Source organism: Micromonospora sp. NPDC049081, assembly GCF_040648835.1.
GTDB lineage: Bacteria > Actinomycetota > Actinomycetes > Mycobacteriales > Micromonosporaceae > Micromonospora > Micromonospora antibiotica.
The window spans coordinates 1-17,272 of record NZ_JBEZEK010000012.1 but is presented as its reverse complement, the minus strand read 5'-3'; the positions used below and the strand labels follow the sequence as shown (position 1 = coordinate 17,272).

22 protein-coding genes are annotated in these 17,272 nt (G+C 68.2%); 20 read left to right on the top strand and 2 right to left on the bottom strand.

Going from position 1 to position 17,272, the window contains the following annotated elements:
- The 7 genes from AB0B63_RS18515 to dnaN are packed head-to-tail and all read left to right on the top strand — an operon-like array spanning position 1 to position 4,155.
- Positions 1-732 carry a hypothetical protein gene (locus AB0B63_RS18515; protein ID WP_357020057.1) on the top strand — a complete coding sequence of 244 codons (732 nt, stop codon included), beginning with the start codon at positions 1-3 and terminating at the stop codon, positions 730-732.
- Positions 729-1,040: a WhiB family transcriptional regulator gene (locus AB0B63_RS18510; protein ID WP_357020054.1), complete on the top strand. Its 312-nt coding sequence runs from the start codon at positions 729-731 to the stop codon at positions 1,038-1,040. The genes AB0B63_RS18515 and AB0B63_RS18510 overlap by 4 nt, the downstream gene beginning before the upstream one ends.
- Positions 1,037-1,573: a hypothetical protein gene (locus tag AB0B63_RS18505; protein WP_357020051.1), complete on the top strand. Its 537-nt coding sequence runs from the start codon at positions 1,037-1,039 to the stop codon at positions 1,571-1,573. Before AB0B63_RS18510 ends, AB0B63_RS18505 begins: the two co-directional genes overlap by 4 nt.
- Positions 1,570-2,289, top strand: coding sequence for an FAD-dependent thymidylate synthase (gene thyX / locus AB0B63_RS18500; protein ID WP_357020048.1), 720 nt, complete (start codon positions 1,570-1,572; stop codon positions 2,287-2,289). Before AB0B63_RS18505 ends, thyX begins: the two co-directional genes overlap by 4 nt.
- Complete coding sequence (gene dcd / locus AB0B63_RS18495; RefSeq protein WP_357020431.1) at positions 2,289-2,882, top strand: dCTP deaminase; 594 nt, start codon at positions 2,289-2,291, stop codon at positions 2,880-2,882. The genes thyX and dcd overlap by 1 nt, the downstream gene beginning before the upstream one ends.
- The gene (locus AB0B63_RS18490; RefSeq protein ID WP_357020045.1) at positions 2,879-3,025 is read left to right on the top strand and encodes a hypothetical protein; all 147 of its coding nucleotides are present in this window, start codon (positions 2,879-2,881) and stop codon (positions 3,023-3,025) included. The genes dcd and AB0B63_RS18490 overlap by 4 nt, the downstream gene beginning before the upstream one ends.
- Positions 3,022-4,155, top strand: a complete 1,134-nt coding sequence (dnaN, locus tag AB0B63_RS18485) for a DNA polymerase III subunit beta (RefSeq protein WP_357020042.1) — start codon at positions 3,022-3,024, stop codon at positions 4,153-4,155. Before AB0B63_RS18490 ends, dnaN begins: the two co-directional genes overlap by 4 nt.
- A 60-nt stretch (positions 4,156-4,215) precedes the next feature.
- On the opposite strand, the gene AB0B63_RS18480 is transcribed toward dnaN, so the two are convergent.
- A complete protein-coding gene (locus AB0B63_RS18480) occupies positions 4,216-4,383 on the bottom strand; it encodes a hypothetical protein (protein ID WP_357020039.1) in 168 nt (55 codons plus the stop codon).
- Between the two features lie 36 nt (positions 4,384-4,419).
- Here AB0B63_RS18480 and AB0B63_RS18475 point away from each other — a divergent pair, with 36 nt between their 5' ends.
- The 6 genes from AB0B63_RS18475 (at position 4,420) to AB0B63_RS18450 (ending at position 10,763) form a co-directional block, all read left to right on the top strand.
- Entirely contained in the window at positions 4,420-5,709 is a 1,290-nt protein-coding gene (locus AB0B63_RS18475; RefSeq protein WP_357020036.1) for an RNA-guided endonuclease TnpB family protein, read from the top strand.
- Positions 5,706-6,425 (top strand): hypothetical protein, encoded by a 720-nt coding sequence (locus tag AB0B63_RS18470; protein ID WP_357020033.1) that lies wholly within the window; start codon positions 5,706-5,708, stop codon positions 6,423-6,425. Before AB0B63_RS18475 ends, AB0B63_RS18470 begins: the two co-directional genes overlap by 4 nt.
- A 1-nt stretch (position 6,426) precedes the next feature.
- On the top strand, positions 6,427-6,906 hold the full coding sequence (locus tag AB0B63_RS18465) for a single-stranded DNA-binding protein (protein ID WP_357020030.1): 480 nt from the start codon (positions 6,427-6,429) through the stop codon (positions 6,904-6,906).
- A gap of 97 nt (positions 6,907-7,003) precedes the next feature.
- A complete protein-coding gene (locus AB0B63_RS18460) occupies positions 7,004-7,468 on the top strand; it encodes a hypothetical protein (RefSeq protein ID WP_357020027.1) in 465 nt (154 codons plus the stop codon).
- Positions 7,468-10,416 (top strand): Helicase associated domain protein, encoded by a 2,949-nt coding sequence (locus AB0B63_RS18455; protein WP_357020024.1) that lies wholly within the window; start codon positions 7,468-7,470, stop codon positions 10,414-10,416. Before AB0B63_RS18460 ends, AB0B63_RS18455 begins: the two co-directional genes overlap by 1 nt.
- The gene (locus AB0B63_RS18450) at positions 10,413-10,763 is read left to right on the top strand and encodes a hypothetical protein (protein ID WP_357020021.1); all 351 of its coding nucleotides are present in this window, start codon (positions 10,413-10,415) and stop codon (positions 10,761-10,763) included. Before AB0B63_RS18455 ends, AB0B63_RS18450 begins: the two co-directional genes overlap by 4 nt.
- A gap of 226 nt (positions 10,764-10,989) precedes the next feature.
- Here AB0B63_RS18450 and AB0B63_RS18445 read toward each other — a convergent pair whose 3' ends face one another.
- A complete protein-coding gene (locus tag AB0B63_RS18445) occupies positions 10,990-11,241 on the bottom strand; it encodes a hypothetical protein (protein ID WP_357020018.1) in 252 nt (83 codons plus the stop codon).
- A gap of 178 nt (positions 11,242-11,419) precedes the next feature.
- Here AB0B63_RS18445 and AB0B63_RS18440 point away from each other — a divergent pair, with 178 nt between their 5' ends.
- The 7 genes from AB0B63_RS18440 (at position 11,420) to AB0B63_RS18410 (ending at position 17,194) form a co-directional block, all read left to right on the top strand.
- Entirely contained in the window at positions 11,420-12,055 is a 636-nt protein-coding gene (locus AB0B63_RS18440; protein ID WP_357020014.1) for a hypothetical protein, read from the top strand.
- Positions 12,052-12,420, top strand: a complete 369-nt coding sequence (locus AB0B63_RS18435; protein ID WP_357020010.1) for a hypothetical protein — start codon at positions 12,052-12,054, stop codon at positions 12,418-12,420. The genes AB0B63_RS18440 and AB0B63_RS18435 overlap by 4 nt, the downstream gene beginning before the upstream one ends.
- A 122-nt stretch (positions 12,421-12,542) precedes the next feature.
- The gene (locus AB0B63_RS18430) at positions 12,543-13,628 is read left to right on the top strand and encodes a hypothetical protein (protein WP_357020007.1); all 1,086 of its coding nucleotides are present in this window, start codon (positions 12,543-12,545) and stop codon (positions 13,626-13,628) included.
- Entirely contained in the window at positions 13,625-14,080 is a 456-nt protein-coding gene (locus AB0B63_RS18425) for a hypothetical protein (RefSeq protein ID WP_357020004.1), read from the top strand. Before AB0B63_RS18430 ends, AB0B63_RS18425 begins: the two co-directional genes overlap by 4 nt.
- Positions 14,077-16,695, top strand: coding sequence for a replicative DNA helicase (gene dnaB / locus AB0B63_RS18420; protein ID WP_357020001.1), 2,619 nt, complete (start codon positions 14,077-14,079; stop codon positions 16,693-16,695). The genes AB0B63_RS18425 and dnaB overlap by 4 nt, the downstream gene beginning before the upstream one ends.
- Positions 16,696-16,706: 11 nt before the next feature.
- The gene (locus AB0B63_RS18415; protein WP_357019998.1) at positions 16,707-16,946 is read left to right on the top strand and encodes a hypothetical protein; all 240 of its coding nucleotides are present in this window, start codon (positions 16,707-16,709) and stop codon (positions 16,944-16,946) included.
- Positions 16,943-17,194, top strand: a complete 252-nt coding sequence (locus AB0B63_RS18410) for a hypothetical protein (protein WP_357019995.1) — start codon at positions 16,943-16,945, stop codon at positions 17,192-17,194. The genes AB0B63_RS18415 and AB0B63_RS18410 overlap by 4 nt, the downstream gene beginning before the upstream one ends.
- Positions 17,195-17,272: the final 78 nt, after the last annotated feature.

Genomic DNA, 17,272 nt, shown 5'->3' with positions numbered 1-17,272 from the left:
ATGGACACCAACACCCTCGCCTACCAGGAACGGTTCGTCCTCACCGACGACGAGAACACCTACCCCGACGGCACCGTCTTCGCCTGCAACGTGTGCGACACCCCGGTCGACGACAGACCATGCCCCCAGCACGCGCCAACGGAAGTGCCCGGACTGCGATTGGTCGACTGTAAGGCTGAGCCCCGCCACCTGCTGTGGGTACACGACCGCGACGACTACGGCACCCCCTGCTACCTGTGCGCCTACATCGAGCAGGCCGAGCAGGAGCGGCAGGCCCGGCAGTGCCGCCACTGGGGATGGCGGTCATGGAAGGCCATCTGGTGGCTGTCACTCAAGCTGTACGCCCTCGGCGTGTCCAAGGGCGGCAGCATCACCCGTGGCGACGGGCACGACGGGTGCGTCACCTTCGGCCGCCTCACCGGTAACCGCTCCTACATCCTCGGAGTGTCCCGCGACGTGTGGCGATGCTGGCTGTCCGGGCATCGCAGGGGTGAGCCGGTCGGGTTCGGGTTCTGCGGCAAGTGCGTGCCGTGGCCGTGCTGCGGGTCCAGCCGTGAGGAGCACAACACCGGCTGCCCGGAGGGTGACCTGGCGGTGGTGTTCGATCCGTCGGTTCCGCCGGGCGGGTTCGTGTGCGCCGTCCCGGACGGCACGCGGCCGGATGGTATCTGCGGGATGCCGGTGGAGTCGGAGCCGTGCAGCGAGCACTCGCCGAAGCGGGGTGCGCTGTGAGCCGCCAGTCTTTCAGGTTCACCACCAACCGCCTCAACACCACCGGCGGCGGCGACTGGCGGCACAACGCCGTCTGTCGTGACGAAGACCCAGAGTTGTACTACCCGATCGGTACGTCCGGCCCCGCGCTCGACCAGATCGAGCAGGCCAAGGCCACCTGCCGCCGATGCCCTGTGGCTGACGCCTGCCTGAACTTCGCCCTCGAATCGGGCATCGACACGGGCGTCTGGGGCGGCATGTCCGAGGAGGAGCGCCGCGCGGTGAAGCGCCGTGGCGGGCTTCGCGTGCTGCGGGCCGACGCCGCATGACCACCCGTACGACGGCCCGCCCCACCACCGGGGCGGGCCCCACCCCCAAGGACCACAACCCTGTGACCGACAACCGCACCTACGAACGACTCCTCATCGGCGTCCGCAACGGCACCATCCGCCTCACCCCCGACTACCGCTACCAGGCAGCCAACGGCACCGACATGGACCACGCCGTATATGAGGCCGCAGCCGACGACAAACGGTGGATCACCCTCACCCCCGGCATGCCCCCACAGATCACCGACGCCGGCCGGGCATGGCTCGCCGCACGATACGAGCAGTACGGGCCGTCCCCCACCCGGCCGGTGTTCCTGGCCCCCGATCCGGAAGCCGCCGCCCAACAGCAGCGCACCGGCCCATACCGGGGTGAGCGGATCAACACCGCCCGACTGACCGACGCCCAGGTGCGGGACATCAAGGCACGCGCGACTACCGGCACCACCGACCGCGAACTGGCCGCCGAGTTCGGGGTGGGCGAGTCGACGATCCGCCGGATTCGCACCGGCACCAACTGGAGGCACGTCGCATGACCAACTTCGTGGAACCCGCCGTCCACCTGCTCGCCTGGACCCGCTTCGACGCGGCCAAAGCGTTCAACCTGACCGGCTGGACGGTCGACGACGACACCGACCCGACCGGCGGTCAGGCGCTCGCCGAGTTCGCGGGCCGGTCCTGTTTTCAGAGCTGGAAGAAGCCGCGCCCGGAGACGTCCACGAACGCCGGCTACCTCGCCAACATTCTCCGCCAGAACCACGAGTCCGTCGTCGAGCACGCCACCGCCACGTTCTACGTCACCGGCGTATCCCGGTCGCTGCTCACCGAACTGACCCGGCACCGTCACCTGTCACTCAGCGTCGTCTCGCAGCGGTATGTGGACGAGTCCGACGCCCGCATGGTGAGGCCGCCGGCTGCCGACAGCAACGCCCTCATTGGCGGCCTGCTCGACGACGTGGATAGCGCGGCGAACATCGCCTACGTCGGCATCGTCACGCGACTCACCGAGCAGGGCATGAACCGTAAGCAGGCCCGGGAGGCGGCCCGCGCGGTGCTCCCGAACATGACCGAAACCCGGTTCGTGGTCACCGGCAACCTGCGCGCTTGGCGCGATGTGCTGCGCCGCCGCTGGCATGTCGCCGCCGACGCGGAGATCCGCCGCTTCGCCGGGCTGATCCTCGCCGAACTGCGCGAGCTGGCACCGAACGTGTTCCAGGACTTCCCCGCCGAGCCGTTCGGGACTGGTGAGTGATGCTGCTCTGCGACGAGGACATCGCCCGAGCCACGGGCTCGCGTCGGCTGATCATCGAGCCTTTCGAGCCGCGTCTACTCCAGTCGTCCAGCATCGACGTGCGCCTCGACCGGCACCTGCTCGTGTGGCCCGAGCAGGGCGGGTATATCGACCCGGCCGTCGACAACCCGATGCTGCCCGTCGACATGTTCAGCATGGGCGGCACGTACCCGCTCCAGCCCGGCCAGATGGTGCTCGCCTCCACGGTTGAGCACGTCACCCTCGACGCCACCCTCGCCGGCCGGGTGGAAGGCAAGAGCAGCCTCGGTCGCCTCGGCCTTGCAACCCACGTGACCGCTGGCTTCATCGACCCCGGGTTCTCCGGGCACATCACCTTGGAGCTGGTCAACCATGCTCCCAGCCCGTTCCTGCTGCACGTGGGGATGCGTATCGGGCAGCTGTGTCTGTTCCAACTGTCCGGCCCGGCCCGCTGGCCGTACGGGTCGGCCGCGCTGTCATCCCACTACCAGCAGCAGCCGCGTGGCCCTGTCGCCTCACGCAGCCACATCGGCTGGCGCACCTGGCCCACCACCCGGCAGGAGGCCAGCGCATGAACATCACCGACTACCTCGCCCTGCAACGCCTCACCCGACGGTTCGACATCCGCCCCTGGACGGACCAACCGGACCTGCCCGCCGTGATCCCCAACCGCGCCGACCGTCGCCGCGCCGACCGAGCCAGAGGAGCCCGCCGATGAAGTTGACCGTGGAGCGTGACGCGCTCGCCGACGCCGCCGCTGCCGTCGCCAAGTCGCTGTCCGCCAAGCCTCACATTCCGGTGCTGGCCGGGGTGCTGCTCACCGCCACCAACGGCAACCTCACCGTGCAGGGCTTCGACTACGAGGTGGCGCAGGAACTGCACCTGACGGCGGACGTCACCGACCCGGGCAAGGTGCTTGCGTCCGCCCGCCTGTTCGCCGAGATCACCAAGCACCTGCCCAACAAGCCCGTCGAGATGTCCACCACCGGAGCGCACCTGGAACTGGTGTGCGGGTCCGCCCGGTTCACCCTGCCGACCATGCCGGTGGAGGACTACCCGGCCCTACCGGACATGCCGGAGAGCGCCGGCACCGTCGAGGCCGCCGCGTTCGCTGCCGCTGTCGCCCAGGTGGCGGTTGCTGCTGGACGCGACGAAACCCTGCCCATGATGACCGGCGTCCGCATGGAGCTGACCGGCGGCACGATGGCGTTGCTGGCAACCGACCGATACCGGCTGGCCGTCCGCGAACTCGACTGGCAGCCCGCCGACCCGGACGTGAACATCAACGCCCTGGTGCCGGCCCGCACCCTGAACGACACCGCCAAGGCGCTCGGCCCGTTGGGTGGGCACATCACCCTAGCCCTGTCCCAGCAGGCCGCAGGGGAAGGAATGATCGGGTTCGCGCGGGACGGACGGCGCACCACCTCCCGGCTGCTCGACGGGGCCAACTACCCGCCGGTCCGCAGCCTGTTCCCGGCCACCAGCAACGCCACCGCCGTGGTGCCGGTCGCCGCCCTCATCGAGGTCGTCAAGCGGGTGGCCCTCGTCGCCGACCGGACCACCCCCGTGCTGCTCACGTTCAGCGACGACGGGCTGGTCGTCGAGGCCGGCGGCACCGAAGAGGCGCGGGCCAGCGAGGCAATGCAGGCCACCCACACCGGCGAACCCCTGACCATCGGGTTCAACCCTGCCTACCTGGTCGACGGGTTGACCCACCTCGGCAGCGGCAACGTGCGGTTCGACTTCGTCGATGCGTTCAAGCCGGCCGTCCTCACCCCCGCCGACAGCGACGGCGGGACCATCCCCGGCTACCGGTATTTGATCATGCCGATTCGGGTTTCTCGCTAAGCAGAAGGGCTGCCTGAGATGACACACGAAAGCGGAGCGGGCACCCACCCATCGGGAAAATCACTGCCCCGACGGGCGGGTGCCCGCCCGCTTTCCCCTGGCCTGGAGGGCTTCGGCCACGAGCACGCTGAGCGCCGCATTGAAGCTGATCCCCATCTCAGCCGCGAAGTCTCGGATGGATCTGTTGATCTCGGGCGCGAGGCGCACCGTTGTGGGTTTCTCTGCCATACGGGAGATGGTACAGCGCATACAAATGATGGTAGAGTGACTACTGTGTTGCTCCGCTTCAAGTACCGGATCTACCCGACCGTGGCCCAACAGCGGTCGATCGCACGGATCTTCGGGTGCGCCCGCGTCGTTTTCAACGACGGCTTGCGCCTGCGCCAGGACGCGCACGAGAGAGGTCTGCCATACATCTCAGATGGCGATCTGTCGAAAATGGTCATCACTGAAGCAAAAAAGGGGGCGGACAGGTCGTGGCTTTCAGCGGCTCCGGCCGCAGTGCTCCAGCAAGCCTTGGCCGACCTGAACGCCGCCTACCGAAATTACTTCCAATCGATTTCTGGGCAGCGCCGTGGCCCCCGGATGGGGCTGCCACGCTTCCGCTCCCGGAAGGACAAGCGCCAGTCGGTCCGCTTCACCTCGAACACTAGGTTCAAGGTGCTCTGCAATGGCAAACTGCGCCTCCCGAAGGTCGGCGAACTGAAGGTGAGGTGGTCGCGACCGCTTCCCGGCACGCCATCGTCAGTCACGGTGATCCGGGACTCTGCGGGGCGACACTTTGCATCCTTCGTCGTTTTGGTTGATCGGGAGCCACTGCCAGGCAATGATCGGGAAGTTGGAATAGACCTCGGGCTCTCCGATTTCGCGGTGCTGTCTGATGGAACCAAGTTCGCTGCGCCCCAATTCCTCAGGAGGGCTGAGCGTAAGATCCGTCGGCTCCAGCGGGACCTTGCCCGGAAGCAGAGAGGAAGTAGCAACCGCGCAAAGGCCCGCCAGAAGGTCGCCCGTGCACACGCCCGGGTGGCGGACACGCGCCGGGACTGGCTGCACAAACTGTCGACCACGATCGTCCGCGAGAGCCAAGCGGTATACGTGGAAGATCTTGCAGTTTCCGGCCTGGCACGTACTCATCTCGCCTACTCGGTACACGACGCCGGTTGGGCGCAGTTCACGGCCATGTTGGAGTACAAGGCTGCCCGGTATGGCCGCACCTTCAGCAAGGTGGGTCGCTGGTTCCCTTCGACCCGGACCTGCTCAGAGTGCGGCCTAGTTGGCGGGAAGCGCGCACTACATGTGCGTAGATGGACCTGCCCTTGTGGCGTCACTCACGACAGGGATGTTAACGCCGCGAAGAACATCAGGGCCGCCGGACGGGCGGACCTCAACGACCGTGGAGCGCAGGTAAGACCGGGACTCGTTCCGGCGCAGCGCCGCGAAGCGGTAACCCGCCGGAAGTCGGTCCCCAGCGGGGACGCCGACAGGCCGGGATCGCGCACATCGCGAGGACGTCAACTAATCATGCCATTCGGGGCCGATGGAGTACGCCAATGAATCAGACCTCCCCTATTCCGCCGATGATCGCCGCCACCAACTGTCTCGCCCCCGGCGGGCCAAGCCTCACCGGATACAAATACCACCACTGCCCCTGCGAGGGATGCCTCGCCGCCAACCGCGCCTACAACAACAGGCGGTACCGCCTACGGGCCTACGGGCAGTGGCAGGCCCTCGTTGAGGCGCAACCCGTCCGCGAGCACGTCCAATCCCTCCGCGACCACTACGGCATCGAACGCATCGCCGAACTCTCAGGGGTCGCCTACGCCACCGTCAACAGCCTCATCCACCCCATCCGAGGGGTAACCCGCACCCACGTGCGCAAGCAGAACGCCGACGCACTGCTCGCCGTACAGCCCTCCCTCTCGGAGATGCACGGCGGCCGACCGGTCGACGCGACTGGCACCCACCGTCGGATCCAAGCACTCGTGTCGATCGGCCATCCGCTGATCCGGCAGTCACAGATGCTCGGCCGCGACCGGCACTTCGCCACTGCCATCCTGGCCCGCCAGCAAGTCACCGTTGCCACTGCCCGACTGGTGAGCGACCTGTACGCCCGGCTGTCCAACCAGCCTCGATCCGATGCGACCGGGCAGCGTGCTCGACGTTTCGCGGCATCCCGTGGCTGGGCTCCCCCTGCTGCGTGGGACGACATCGACAACCCCGACGAGCAGCCGCAGGGCGTGCTCAACCACAACCAGCGAAAGGTGGCCTGACATGGTCAACGACACCACGATCACGGTTATTGGACAGCTCACGGATGATCCGGAACTCAGGTTCACCCCGTCCGGTGCGGCGGTCGCCAAGTTCCGGATCGCCTCCACCCCGCGTGCGCTCGACAAGGCATCCGGGGAGTGGAAGGACGGGGAGCCGCTGTTCCTGGCTTGCAACATCTGGCGGCAGGCAGCCGAGCATGTCGCCGAGTCGTTGCAGCGTGGCGCGCGGGTGATCGTGACGGGCCGGCTCAAGCAGCGGTCGTACGAGACGCGTGAGGGTGAGAAGCGGACTGTCATCGAGCTGGACGTGGACGAGATCGGCCCGTCGCTCAAGTACGCGACGGCGAAGGTGCAGAAGATGCAGCGGTCCGGCGGGGGCGGAGGCGGTCAGGCGTCGGGTGGCGGGCAGAACGACCCGTGGGCCACGTCGGGGCCGACCCGCAGCGGTGGTGGCGGGTTCGACGAGGAACCTCCGTTCTGATCTTGCACCACTTCTGGCCTGCGGATGCGGGGCGCGGTTCTGCCGGTTGGCGGGCCGCGCCCACCCCATTCCACCCCACCCATAGACGGAGGTCACCATGGCCGGTCGTACCGCCGCACCCGACACCACCAACTACCGGCAACGCACCCTCGACTACCTCGACATGATGGTGCCCTTCGAGATCATCGCCCAGTCCCGCCTGCACCCCGAGCAGCGCGCCCAGCAAGCACGGACCGGGTACCTGACCGTTCTCGACTGCGGGCCAACCGGCCGAGGCAAAGAGCAGTACAGCGGGTTCGCGGCCCTCATGTACGGGGGCAGCACCTACGAGTCGGAACGCCGCGCCTTCACCACCGCCCTCGCCGCCATGGCCTACCAGCCGGGCGGGGTGACGTGGATGGGCCGCCACTGGTGTGTCGACCACGCCGAGTGTGTGGACGCCGACCGGCGTGCCGCCGAACTACCCCCGCTCCACGAACGTGACCCGGAGCCGGAACCGTCCTCCGGCCCTACCTACCGGGGGCGAACGATTCTCGACGTGCACCTGCCCGAGGTGTCGTGATGCGCCTCGCCGACGACACCACCCCCACCGAAGCGTCGCACCACTACCCGCAACGTCGACCCCACCAGACCCGTGCCCTGTCGCACCTCGCCGCCATCTACCAGCGCACCGACCGCGCCCAGGTGTACTGGGCGTGCGGCACCGGCAAAACCCTCCTCGGCCGGTGGCTCCACGACGACAGCCAATCCCGCCTCACCCTCGTCCTGGTGCCGTCGCTGGCCCTCACCGCCCAAGCCCTCACCGAATGGCAAACCGGCAGCCCCCACCAGTTCGCCGGACTCGTCGTCTGCTCCGACCAGACAGCCGGCGACCCGTGGCGCATCGACCGTGGATGGTGGTCCAACCACGGCATCAAGGTCACCACCGACCACTACGACGTCGCCGCGTTCCTCCGCGCCCCCGCCAGCCAGCCGAAAGTGGTGTTCTCCACCTACCACTCGGCGCAGGTCGTTGCCGACGCCGCCCGACGGGCCGGGGTCCGCTTTGACCTAGCCGTATGTGATGAGGCGCACCGGCTCGCCGGCCACCCCGACGACCGATTCCGGGTCGCCCTCGACGGACATCAACTGCCGGCCCGACGGCGGCTGTTCGTCACCGCAACGCCCGTACACACCAGCACCCGCCACGCCGACGACACCCACGTGTCGATGTCCGACAAGGCCCTGTTCGGTCCTGTCGCCGACACCATCAACCTCGCTGACGCCATCGCCGCCGGACTGCTCGTCGACTACCGGGTGCTCGTCATCGACGGGCAGGCCGGCGGCGGACGTCTCGAAGGCGGCACCGCCGCAGCAGCCGCGTTGGTAGCCGCAGCCCAGGAAGGCCTGTCCCGGGTGATCAGCTACCACTCTCGGGTAGCACGGGCACACCGGTTCGCCGCCACCATCCACGGCCTGCCGCTGCCCGACGGACGAACCGTCCACGCCTGCGCTGTCGCCGGAGTCGACTCCACCGCGTCACGGCGTGCCGCCCTCACCACCCTCACCACCCCCGACCCGGGCACAGTCGCGGTGGTTACCAACGCCCGCTGCCTTGCCGAAGGCGTCAACGTGCCCGCAGTCGACGGTGTCATCTTCGCCGAACCCCGCACCTCCGATGTCGACATCGTGCAAGCCGTCGGCCGCGCCCTCCGCCCCTCGCCGGGCAAAACCCGGGGGCTGATCATCCTGCCCGTCACGGTCCCCGTCGGGGCATCCGACCATGACGAACTTCTCGACAGCGAATTCGCCACCGTGTGGGCGGTGCTGCGGGCACTACGGTCCCTCGACCCGCGTATGGCCGCCGAACTCGACCAGCTCCGCACCTGGAACACCCCCGCCGTCGGGCACCCCTACAGCGGCAGTCACACGCCCCGGCTGCTGCGCTGCGACCTCACCGGTGTCGACCTGTCCACCCTCGCCGCCCGCGTCGCCGACGACACCACCGAAGACGAGTCGTGGACGGTGATGCTCCCGCAGCTCACCGCATGGGCTGCCACCCACGGGCACACCGTGGTTCCCTGGGCGGCTCGGGCGCGGGGGCAAAACCTCGGCCGGTGGGTGCACATCCAACGCCGCGCCTACGCCACCGGCCTACTGTCCACCACCCAAGCCGCCCGCCTCGAAGCCATCCCGGGCTGGGCGTGGACAGTCGACGGCGCGTGGTGGATCTCCGACCACACCGCCGTCACCGCTGCCGCCCGGCAGCAACATCTCGACCTCAACAACCCGGCCATCGCCGGCATGCTGCTGCCGCACCGCAGCCAAAAACATGCACTGACTGTCGGCCGGTGGTGCGCCCAGCAGCGCCGCGCCCACCGCGACGGGGACCTGCCCGAATGGCACACCAGCATGTGCGAGCAGATTCCCGGCTGGACGTGGAACGCCGGGGTGCCCGAGCGGGAGCAGCGAATGGTCGACGCCCTCGCCGAATGGGTGGAGGCACACGCCGACGCCAACGTTCCGGCAGACGGGATGTGGGGGCGACTGCCCCTCGGCCAGTTCATCACCGCCGTACGCCGCCGCAACGCCGTCGACCGCCTCACGCTGCCGCTGCGAGACGACATTCTGCTTGTCACCCCCGGCCGCGCCTCGCCCGGAAGCCTCGACTGGCAGGTCGCCGACACCCGATTCGCGTTGCATGTGGATGCCCTGCGCCAGTATGCGGCCCGCACCGGAGGCTGCGACATCCCCGAGAACGGCACCGAAAACCTGTCCGGGTGGACGGCGAACATCGGCGACTGGGCGGCCCGGCAACGGCACCTGCACCGCCGCCGCAAGCTCACCCGCGACCGGGTGGCCCTGCTGGAAAGCGTGCCCGGCTGGATGTGGGAGCGGCCCCGCACCGTACAAGTCGACGCCAGCAAAGGTGTCCGCCAGCACGGCACCCGCCTCGGCTACGCCGCCGGCTGCACGTGTGGGCCGTGCGTGGCCGTCGCCGGAACCCGCATCAACATGGTTGATGCCAGCCCCGCACGCGGGCACCTGCGGCTGCTGGAAGGGCGGATCGGGTTCCGTGCCCGCACCGCCGTCCAAGCCCTCACCGGGCTCAACAAGAAAACCATCGACGAGATCAGCAACGAGCAGCGGACCCGGGTCACCAGCGACGTGGACCAGGCGGTGCGTGCGCTCACCGTGCAGGCGGTGCGGGATCACATCGCGGCGCACCCGTCCGGGCGGGACATGCTGCCGTCCGCACCTACCATCGCCCTCATCGACGACCTGGCGGGGCGGGGCTGGCCAAGAGCGTGGATCGCCCGGGAACTCGGCAAGAACACGGCCGGGTTGCAGATCGCCCGCCCAGGTAAGCCGGTGCGCCGGGAAACCGCCGAGCAGGTTGCCGCCCTCCACGCGGCTGTAGGCGGTCGGGTTCCACCACCGCGCCGGCAGCGCACCAGCCTGCCGACGCTCGCCGAGATCATCGCCGACGAGGTGGGCTCCGGTAAGACCTTGCGGGCGGTGGCGGCGTGACGCCGGGCGGGTGGACGTCAACCGGGTGGGGTGCCCAACACCTGGTCGTCTCCACCGACGCGTCGTGGACGGTGCTCGCCTGCCACCGGCCCGGCCAGCGCACCCCCACCGACCTCATCAACCCGAACGCGGACGAGACACGCCGCTGCTCCCGGTGCCCTCTCGGACCGGTGCCGGACCCGGTGGTGGGTCAGGTGCGCCGCCGTGCCGACGGGGTGACGGCCGTGTGCGAGGAGACGTGGGATGGGCGTATCCCCCTCAGTCCTGTTGACCGGGTGTGGCGGGACAGCTCGACGGGGCTGCTGTTGGACGGCTACGGGGTGGCCGGCTGGCAGGTGGTGTTGTGAACGCCCCGAGGGTGTGCCCTACCCCCCGGAAGATCCGCTACCGGGACCGCATCGCCGCCGCGTTGGCCGCAGGGAAGGTCGGCAACCGCAGGCACGGGTTTGACCGGTTGGAGCCGTACCCGTGCGCAGGGAATTGGCACAACCAGTGTGCGGTGAAGCGGCGTGGGGGTGCCCGGTGACGGGCGGCACGAAAACCCGACGCGACGGGGACTGCGAACCTGATGCGCTAGCCGTCGGCCTTGGCGCGCGTCCTGCGAGGCGGTGGCGGCTCTCGCCCCGTCGTGTCCTCGATTCCGTGGGCGCGAGCGATCCGGCGCACATGCTCGGGCGTGTAGCGCGCTTTCGCCCCGACGTGGGACAGCTTCTCGCCGCGCCGGACCGCTTCGGCGACCTCAGCCGCCAGTTCGTCGCGACGCCGCTTGACGGTCGCCTCAGCCCTGTCCAGGGCGGCGCGGGCTCGCAGTACGGGGTCGTCCACGCCCCAAGTGTCGCAGATGAGTGTGTCGCGATCCTCGCCTCTCACCTTGATGGCACCCGTCGGTCGCAACGCTTGTGTTGGAACATGCATGTGCCATACTGTACCCGAGTGATGGCGACGACGCACGCTGCCGCCCGCTTCACCAACTTCGAGCCCATCCCGACAGCAGGGAGGCACCATGACCACTGACATCGACCTGGACGCCATCGAAACCCGCACCAGCGCCGCCGATCCCGGACCGTGGACCGCCCACCCAGACGGGCTCGTCTGGTCGACCCTCATCGGCGACCCGGTATCCGGATCGGTCGAGCAGCCGAACGCCGAGTTCATCGCCCACGCCCGCACCGACGTGCCGGCCCTGCTCGCCATCGCCAAGGCCGCCCGCTACGAGGAAGGCGCTGGCCCCTGCATGGACGGGGAGTGCGAGCACGCCGCCGAGGACGACGAGAACGCACCCGAGGACGCGACGTGCCCGCTGATCGTGACCCGGTACGCAACCGCCGACGACGCCATCGAGCGAGACAACCTCCTCGCTGAACTACAGCAGGAGGAAGTCGCACACCAGGCGACCCTGCGGAACCAGTCGGCGCTTTCGGCGAAGGTCCAGGAACAGAAGGTGGCCATCGAGCGGCTGATCGGTTTCCGCAACGCGACCGTCGCCGAGCGGCAGGAACTCGCCGACCGAGTCAAGGCCGTGCGCGAGTTCGCCGAGAAGACGAACAACACGGATCTGCTGGCGGTGCTGGGTGACCCGCACCCGTCGGAGTCCCGCCCGCCGGTTGTGTTCGACCGCCCCGAGGCGGTGGCCCGGTGAAGCAGAGACTGTTCGGCTTCACCTCCGGCACCAGCGGCGCGCAGGTCACCTGCACGCACTGCGGATGGACCAGCCGGGGACGCGGCAACACGCAGCAGGTGTTCGACCGCTCCAACGGCCACGAATGCGCGGGCGTGGAAAGCCACCAGGACATGCTGGCCCGCCACGCCGCTGCTGCCGCCAACCCCTGCGAACGCTGCACCAACACCGCCGCCACCGGCACCTGCTGCTCCAGCCACGGCAAAAAGCTCTGCCACCTCTGCTACCGGCGCACCCACTTCGTGGAGCTGTGCGTCGCCGAATGCCGGAAGTGCGCCGCCGAAGGACTGCCCGTGAACCTGCGGGACCTGGCGGCAGCCCGGTGAGAAATGGCCAGGAATCGATGTAACCGCACGGTCACACACTCCGGTGCCGGGGCGGCCACGCTCAACACCCTCGCACGCAATCCCCCAACGAGCCATCGGCGTGAACTGGAGCAACCAGCCTGATGTCCCGCAACTACGCGCAGATCTTCACCGCCATCTGGCGTGACCCCGACTTCATCGCCTTGAGTCGGCCGCGCCAGCAGGCGTACTTCCTGCTGGTCACCCAGCCGAACGTCTCGGCTGCCGGTGTCCTGCCGTTGACGGTGCGCCGGTGGGCGAAGCTGTCCACCGACACCACCACCGCCGACCTGCTGGCCGACATCGCGCACCTTCACCAGGTCGGCATGGTCGTGGTCGACGAGGACACCGAAGAGTTGCTGGTGCGCTCGTTCGTGCGGCACGACAACGGCTACCGCAACCCCCGGCGGCAGCCGTCGATCCGGGATGCGGCGGCCGACATCGAGTCGCCCCGTCTGCGGCGGGCGTTGGGGCGCGAGCTGGTGAGGCTGGAATGCCCGGCCTGGATGCCGGAGATGGCCGACGTGGACCTGTCGTTGAAGGAGGTCCCGCCGACACCCATCGGTGGGGCGTTTCCGCAGGTAAATAGCCATTCCGATAGCCATTCCGATAGCCAAACTCGTATCGATGGAATGGCTAATCGATTCCAGACGGCGCGTACCACAACCCCCAACCCACAACCCGCTGACCACAACCCACAACCCGTTCCGCCTCCGGCGGCACCGGCGGTACCCGCCGACGCTGAAGCGCTGTTCGCTTCCCCTGCCGCTCCACCCGCCCCCAAAAACCCCGCTGGCGAGGCAAGGAACCGTGCCTTCGGTCTCGCCCGCTGGTGGACCGACCTCCGCAAGGCGGCCGGCACGCCGGTCGTTGCTGGCGGGCAGAACGGCCCCATGCACCCGGTGCGCTCCCTGGTCGAGCAGTTCACCCCCCACTACGGGGATGAAGAGATCCGCGAAGCGTTGACGCAGCTCGACACGGGCTTCCCGTCGAAACCGGCGCTGGAGAAGGCGCTGGTGAGGTTGCGGCGCGAACAGCAGGGACGGACGGCCGCGCTTCCCGCCCGCTACGAGCCACGCGGCACGGTCGCCCACGCCGACCGGCAGGTGCCGCCCAGGGAAAACGCCAACGTCCGTAACGCCAGGGGCTGGCTGGACATCGAAGTGACGACGGGAGGTGATCTGCGGTGACGTTGGACGAGACGAGACGGGTCATGGCTGCCATCGCCCTCTACGAGTACCGGTTCGGAGCCGCGAACGAGAACGTGTTGAAGGGCTGGTGGGATCTGCTGTCTGACCTGGATGTGGATGATGCGGTGTTGGCGGTGCGCCGCTACTACCAGGTGCACACGGATCGGATCATGCCCGGCCATATCAGGGCCGGGGTGAAGGAGATCCGGGCGGAGCGGCGGCAGCGGACGCCGGTGCCGGAGCGGGCGTTGCCGTCCCGGTTTGAGGACGACATCAACCGGCGGGTGCGCATGAAGCGTGGTGCTGCTTCGACGCGGGACGTGTTGGAGGCGCTGCTGGGTGAGGTTGCCGGGTCGCGTCCGGAGTTGCCGTCGGCGATGGATGAGTTGCGGGCGTTGACTGCTGGCCCGTCGGTGGCTGATGACGTGATCGATGCGGAGGTGGTGGAGTGAGCGCCCAGGTGGTGGAGTTGCCGCAGCAGCGGCAGCCGGAGCCGGACGGTGTGGGCGGTCAGTTTGATCGGACCCCGCCGCAGGATGTGCCGGCCGAGCAGGCGGTGTTGGGCGGCATGCTGCTGTCGAAGGATGCGTGCGCTGAGGTGTGCGAGATCCTGACGGGCGAAGACTTCTACCGTCCGGTGCACGGCACCATCTTCAACACGCTTGTGCGCCTATACGGGGCGGGTGCCCCGGTGGACATGGTGTCGGTGGGGTCGGCGCTGCTGGAGTCGGGCGACCTGTTGAAGGTGGGTGGTGGCCCGTATCTGCACACGTTGACGGAGCGGGTGCCTACGGCGGCGTCGGCGGCTTGGTATGCGCGGTCGGTGTATGACCGGGCGGTGGAGCGGCGGCTGATTGAGGCCGGTACTCGGCTGGTGCAGTTGGGTCATTCGGGGGCGCGGGGCACGGGCCGGTCGGCGGCGGATTTGGCGACGTTGGCGCAGCAGGCCGTGTATGAGGTGACGGCCCGGTCCGCGTCGGATGAGTACGCGATGCTCGCTGATCTGCTTCAGCCGACGTTGGATGAGATTGAGGCGATCGGGAACCGTAAGGGTGAGATGTCGGGGGTGCCGACGGGGTTCACGGATTTGGACCGGCTGTTGAACGGGTTGAGTCCGGGCCAGTTGGTGATCATCGCGGGACGCCCGGGAATGGGCAAGGCGCTTGCGCTGGACACCCCGCTACCGACCCCCGATGGGTGGACCACCATGGGCGAGGTTCACGCGGGCGATTGGCTGCTCGACGCCGACGGCAACCCGACCCGAGTCACCGGCGCGTTCGAGGTCCGCCATGATCGCCCCTGCTACGAGGTGGTGTTCTCTGACGGATCGACCATCGTTGCCGACGCCGAGCACCTGTGGTCTACCTCCACCCGCGCGTCTCGCCGGTCTGTGTCGTTGCCCCGCGAGAGCGTCGTCACCACGGCGCAGATCGCTGAAACGCTTCGCACCCCCACGGCAGACCAGCGCGCCAACCATGCGGTCCACGTGGCTGCGGCGCTGACGCTGCCTGAGCGGGATCTGTCGATTCCCCCCTACACGCTTGGCGTCTGGCTCGGTGATGGCCATTCAGATGCTGCACGGTTCACCACCGTCGACCAGGCGATCATTCAGGGGGTTGAGGCGGACGGGTTCCGCGTTCGCCTCAGTGGTCCGATCGTCTACGCGATCCTTCCCCCGGCCCTTCCGCCGCTCAGTGTCCGTGAGTGCCTGGTCTGTGGGGTGCCCTTTCAGCCGAAGTCGTCTGCCGTGTACACCTGCGGACGTTCATGTGGCGGTCGGTCCAAGGGGCTGCCTCGCCCGGCAATCGGCTGCGCAACATGCGGCAGGGAGACCGGCAGCAGCCGTAGTAGGTCGGCGGCGCGTAGGTGCACTGACTGCCACCAGCGGTTCGGTTCGCTGGTTGGTGCGCTGCGGGAGTGCGGAGTCCTCGGCAACAAGCACATTCCGTTGGCATACCTTCGGGCTTCCGAGGCTCAGCGGCGGGAACTGCTCGCTGGTTTGCTGGACACTGACGGAACTGTGGGCGTGAGCGGCAACGTCCAGTACACGACCACCTCGGAGCGGCTTGCCGATGGCGTCTACGAACTGATCGTCAGCCTCGGCTACCGGTGCACGATCAGCCGCAAGAGGGTTCGCGGACGGACGGAGAGTTCGTCCACCGCCTACAACCTGAACTTCACCACGACCGACGACGTGTTCCGGCTTCCCCGGAAGCGGGCCACCCATCGATCCCGGCTGCGGACTACCAGCGACGCTCGCACCAGCCTGCGGTACATCGTTGACGTCCGGCCGGTTCCCAGCGTCCCGGTGCGATGCGTGGCTGTTGACAACCCGGATCACCTGTACCTGGCGGGGAAGGCGATGATTCCTACCCACAACACCACCATCGCAACCGACATCATCCGCAATGCCGCTATTCGGGCAAAGATGACTGCGGCGATGTTCTCCCTGGAGATGAGCAAAGTCGAGTTGGTCATGCGGATTCTGTCCGCAGAGTCCCGGGTGCCCCTACACCTGCTGCGCTCCGGGAACCTGTCCGACGACGACTGGACGAAGCTGGCCCGCTGCATGGGCGAGATCGCCGACGCGCCTCTGGTGGTGGATGACACCCCGTCGATGAACCTCATGCAGATCCGGTCGAAGGCGCAACGGCTGAAGCAGCGCCACGACCTGAAGATCCTGGCCGTGGACTACCTCCAGTTGATGTCGTCGCCGAAGGGGTCGGGACGCAGCCGCGAGCAGGAGGTTGCGGAACTGTCGCGTGGCTTGAAGCTGCTCGGCAAGGAGCTTGAGGTCCCGGTGATCGCGGTGTCCCAGTTGAACCGTGGACCCGAGCAACGGTCCGACAAACGCCCCCAGCTCAGTGATCTTCGTGAGAGCGGCAGCCTCGAACAGGATGCGGACATCGTGATCCTGATGCACCGCGACGACTACTACGACCCCGAGTCGTCTCGCGCCGGGGAGGGCGACGCGATCGTCGCCAAGCACCGCAACGGGCCAACGGACACGATCACCGTTGCCGCCCAACTGCACCTGTCCCGGTTCGTCGACATGGCGATCGGCTGAGGAGGTCACCTGTGGATTGCGACTACTGCGGTTTGGCTACCGGCGTTGCCGCCTCGTGGGAGGTGTCGGCTGGGGTGTGGCCTGGCGATGGCATGACCCGCTATGTGTGTGATGTGCATTTGGCGTCGGCGGTGCGGCATGTGTCGGCGCGGGGTGAGGTGCGGTTGTGGCCGGCGAACAGCGCGTACCGGGAGGGGCTGTCTGCGGTGCTGCCGCTGCCGCTCGCGGTGGAGCGGAGGGCAGCCGCGTGACGAGATCCCGCATCACCGTCTGGCACTGCGACGCCCACCTGTGCAGGCAGAGCGCACCGGAAGATGCCGACGGCTGGGCCGACGCCATCTACACCCACGGCTGCCCGCAGCACGGCGACATCATCACCGCCCACAAGGCCAGCCTCACCTATCAGACGAGCGGCCGAGGCAGCCGCGAGGCCACCACCTGGTATTTGCGGTGCGTGTGTGGTTGGACGCCGCGACCGCACTTGTCGACGACGCGCTGAGACTGACCCTCTAGCGGCGGATTGGGACTGACCCCTCCGAGGCTGGAGGGGTGATCGCATTGGAAGACTGGGCTGAGA

Excerpts from the sequence above, each read along its gene's own strand:
- AB0B63_RS18515 (WP_357020057.1), top strand. The coding sequence starts at position 1 with ATGGACACCAACACCCTCGCCTACCAGGAACGGTTCGTCCTCACCGAC.
- AB0B63_RS18505 (WP_357020051.1), top strand. The coding sequence starts at position 1,037 with ATGACCACCCGTACGACGGCCCGCCCCACCACCGGGGCGGGCCCCACC.
- thyX (WP_357020048.1), top strand. The coding sequence starts at position 1,570 with ATGACCAACTTCGTGGAACCCGCCGTCCACCTGCTCGCCTGGACCCGC.
- dcd (WP_357020431.1), top strand. The coding sequence starts at position 2,289 with ATGCTGCTCTGCGACGAGGACATCGCCCGAGCCACGGGCTCGCGTCGG.
- AB0B63_RS18490 (WP_357020045.1), top strand. The coding sequence starts at position 2,879 with ATGAACATCACCGACTACCTCGCCCTGCAACGCCTCACCCGACGGTTC.
- dnaN (WP_357020042.1), top strand. The coding sequence starts at position 3,022 with ATGAAGTTGACCGTGGAGCGTGACGCGCTCGCCGACGCCGCCGCTGCC.
- AB0B63_RS18480 (WP_357020039.1), bottom strand. The coding sequence starts at position 4,383 with ATGGCAGAGAAACCCACAACGGTGCGCCTCGCGCCCGAGATCAACAGA.
- AB0B63_RS18470 (WP_357020033.1), top strand. The coding sequence starts at position 5,706 with ATGAATCAGACCTCCCCTATTCCGCCGATGATCGCCGCCACCAACTGT.
- AB0B63_RS18465 (WP_357020030.1), top strand. The coding sequence starts at position 6,427 with ATGGTCAACGACACCACGATCACGGTTATTGGACAGCTCACGGATGAT.
- AB0B63_RS18460 (WP_357020027.1), top strand. The coding sequence starts at position 7,004 with ATGGCCGGTCGTACCGCCGCACCCGACACCACCAACTACCGGCAACGC.
- AB0B63_RS18455 (WP_357020024.1), top strand. The coding sequence starts at position 7,468 with ATGCGCCTCGCCGACGACACCACCCCCACCGAAGCGTCGCACCACTAC.
- AB0B63_RS18440 (WP_357020014.1), top strand. The coding sequence starts at position 11,420 with ATGACCACTGACATCGACCTGGACGCCATCGAAACCCGCACCAGCGCC.
- AB0B63_RS18430 (WP_357020007.1), top strand. The coding sequence starts at position 12,543 with ATGTCCCGCAACTACGCGCAGATCTTCACCGCCATCTGGCGTGACCCC.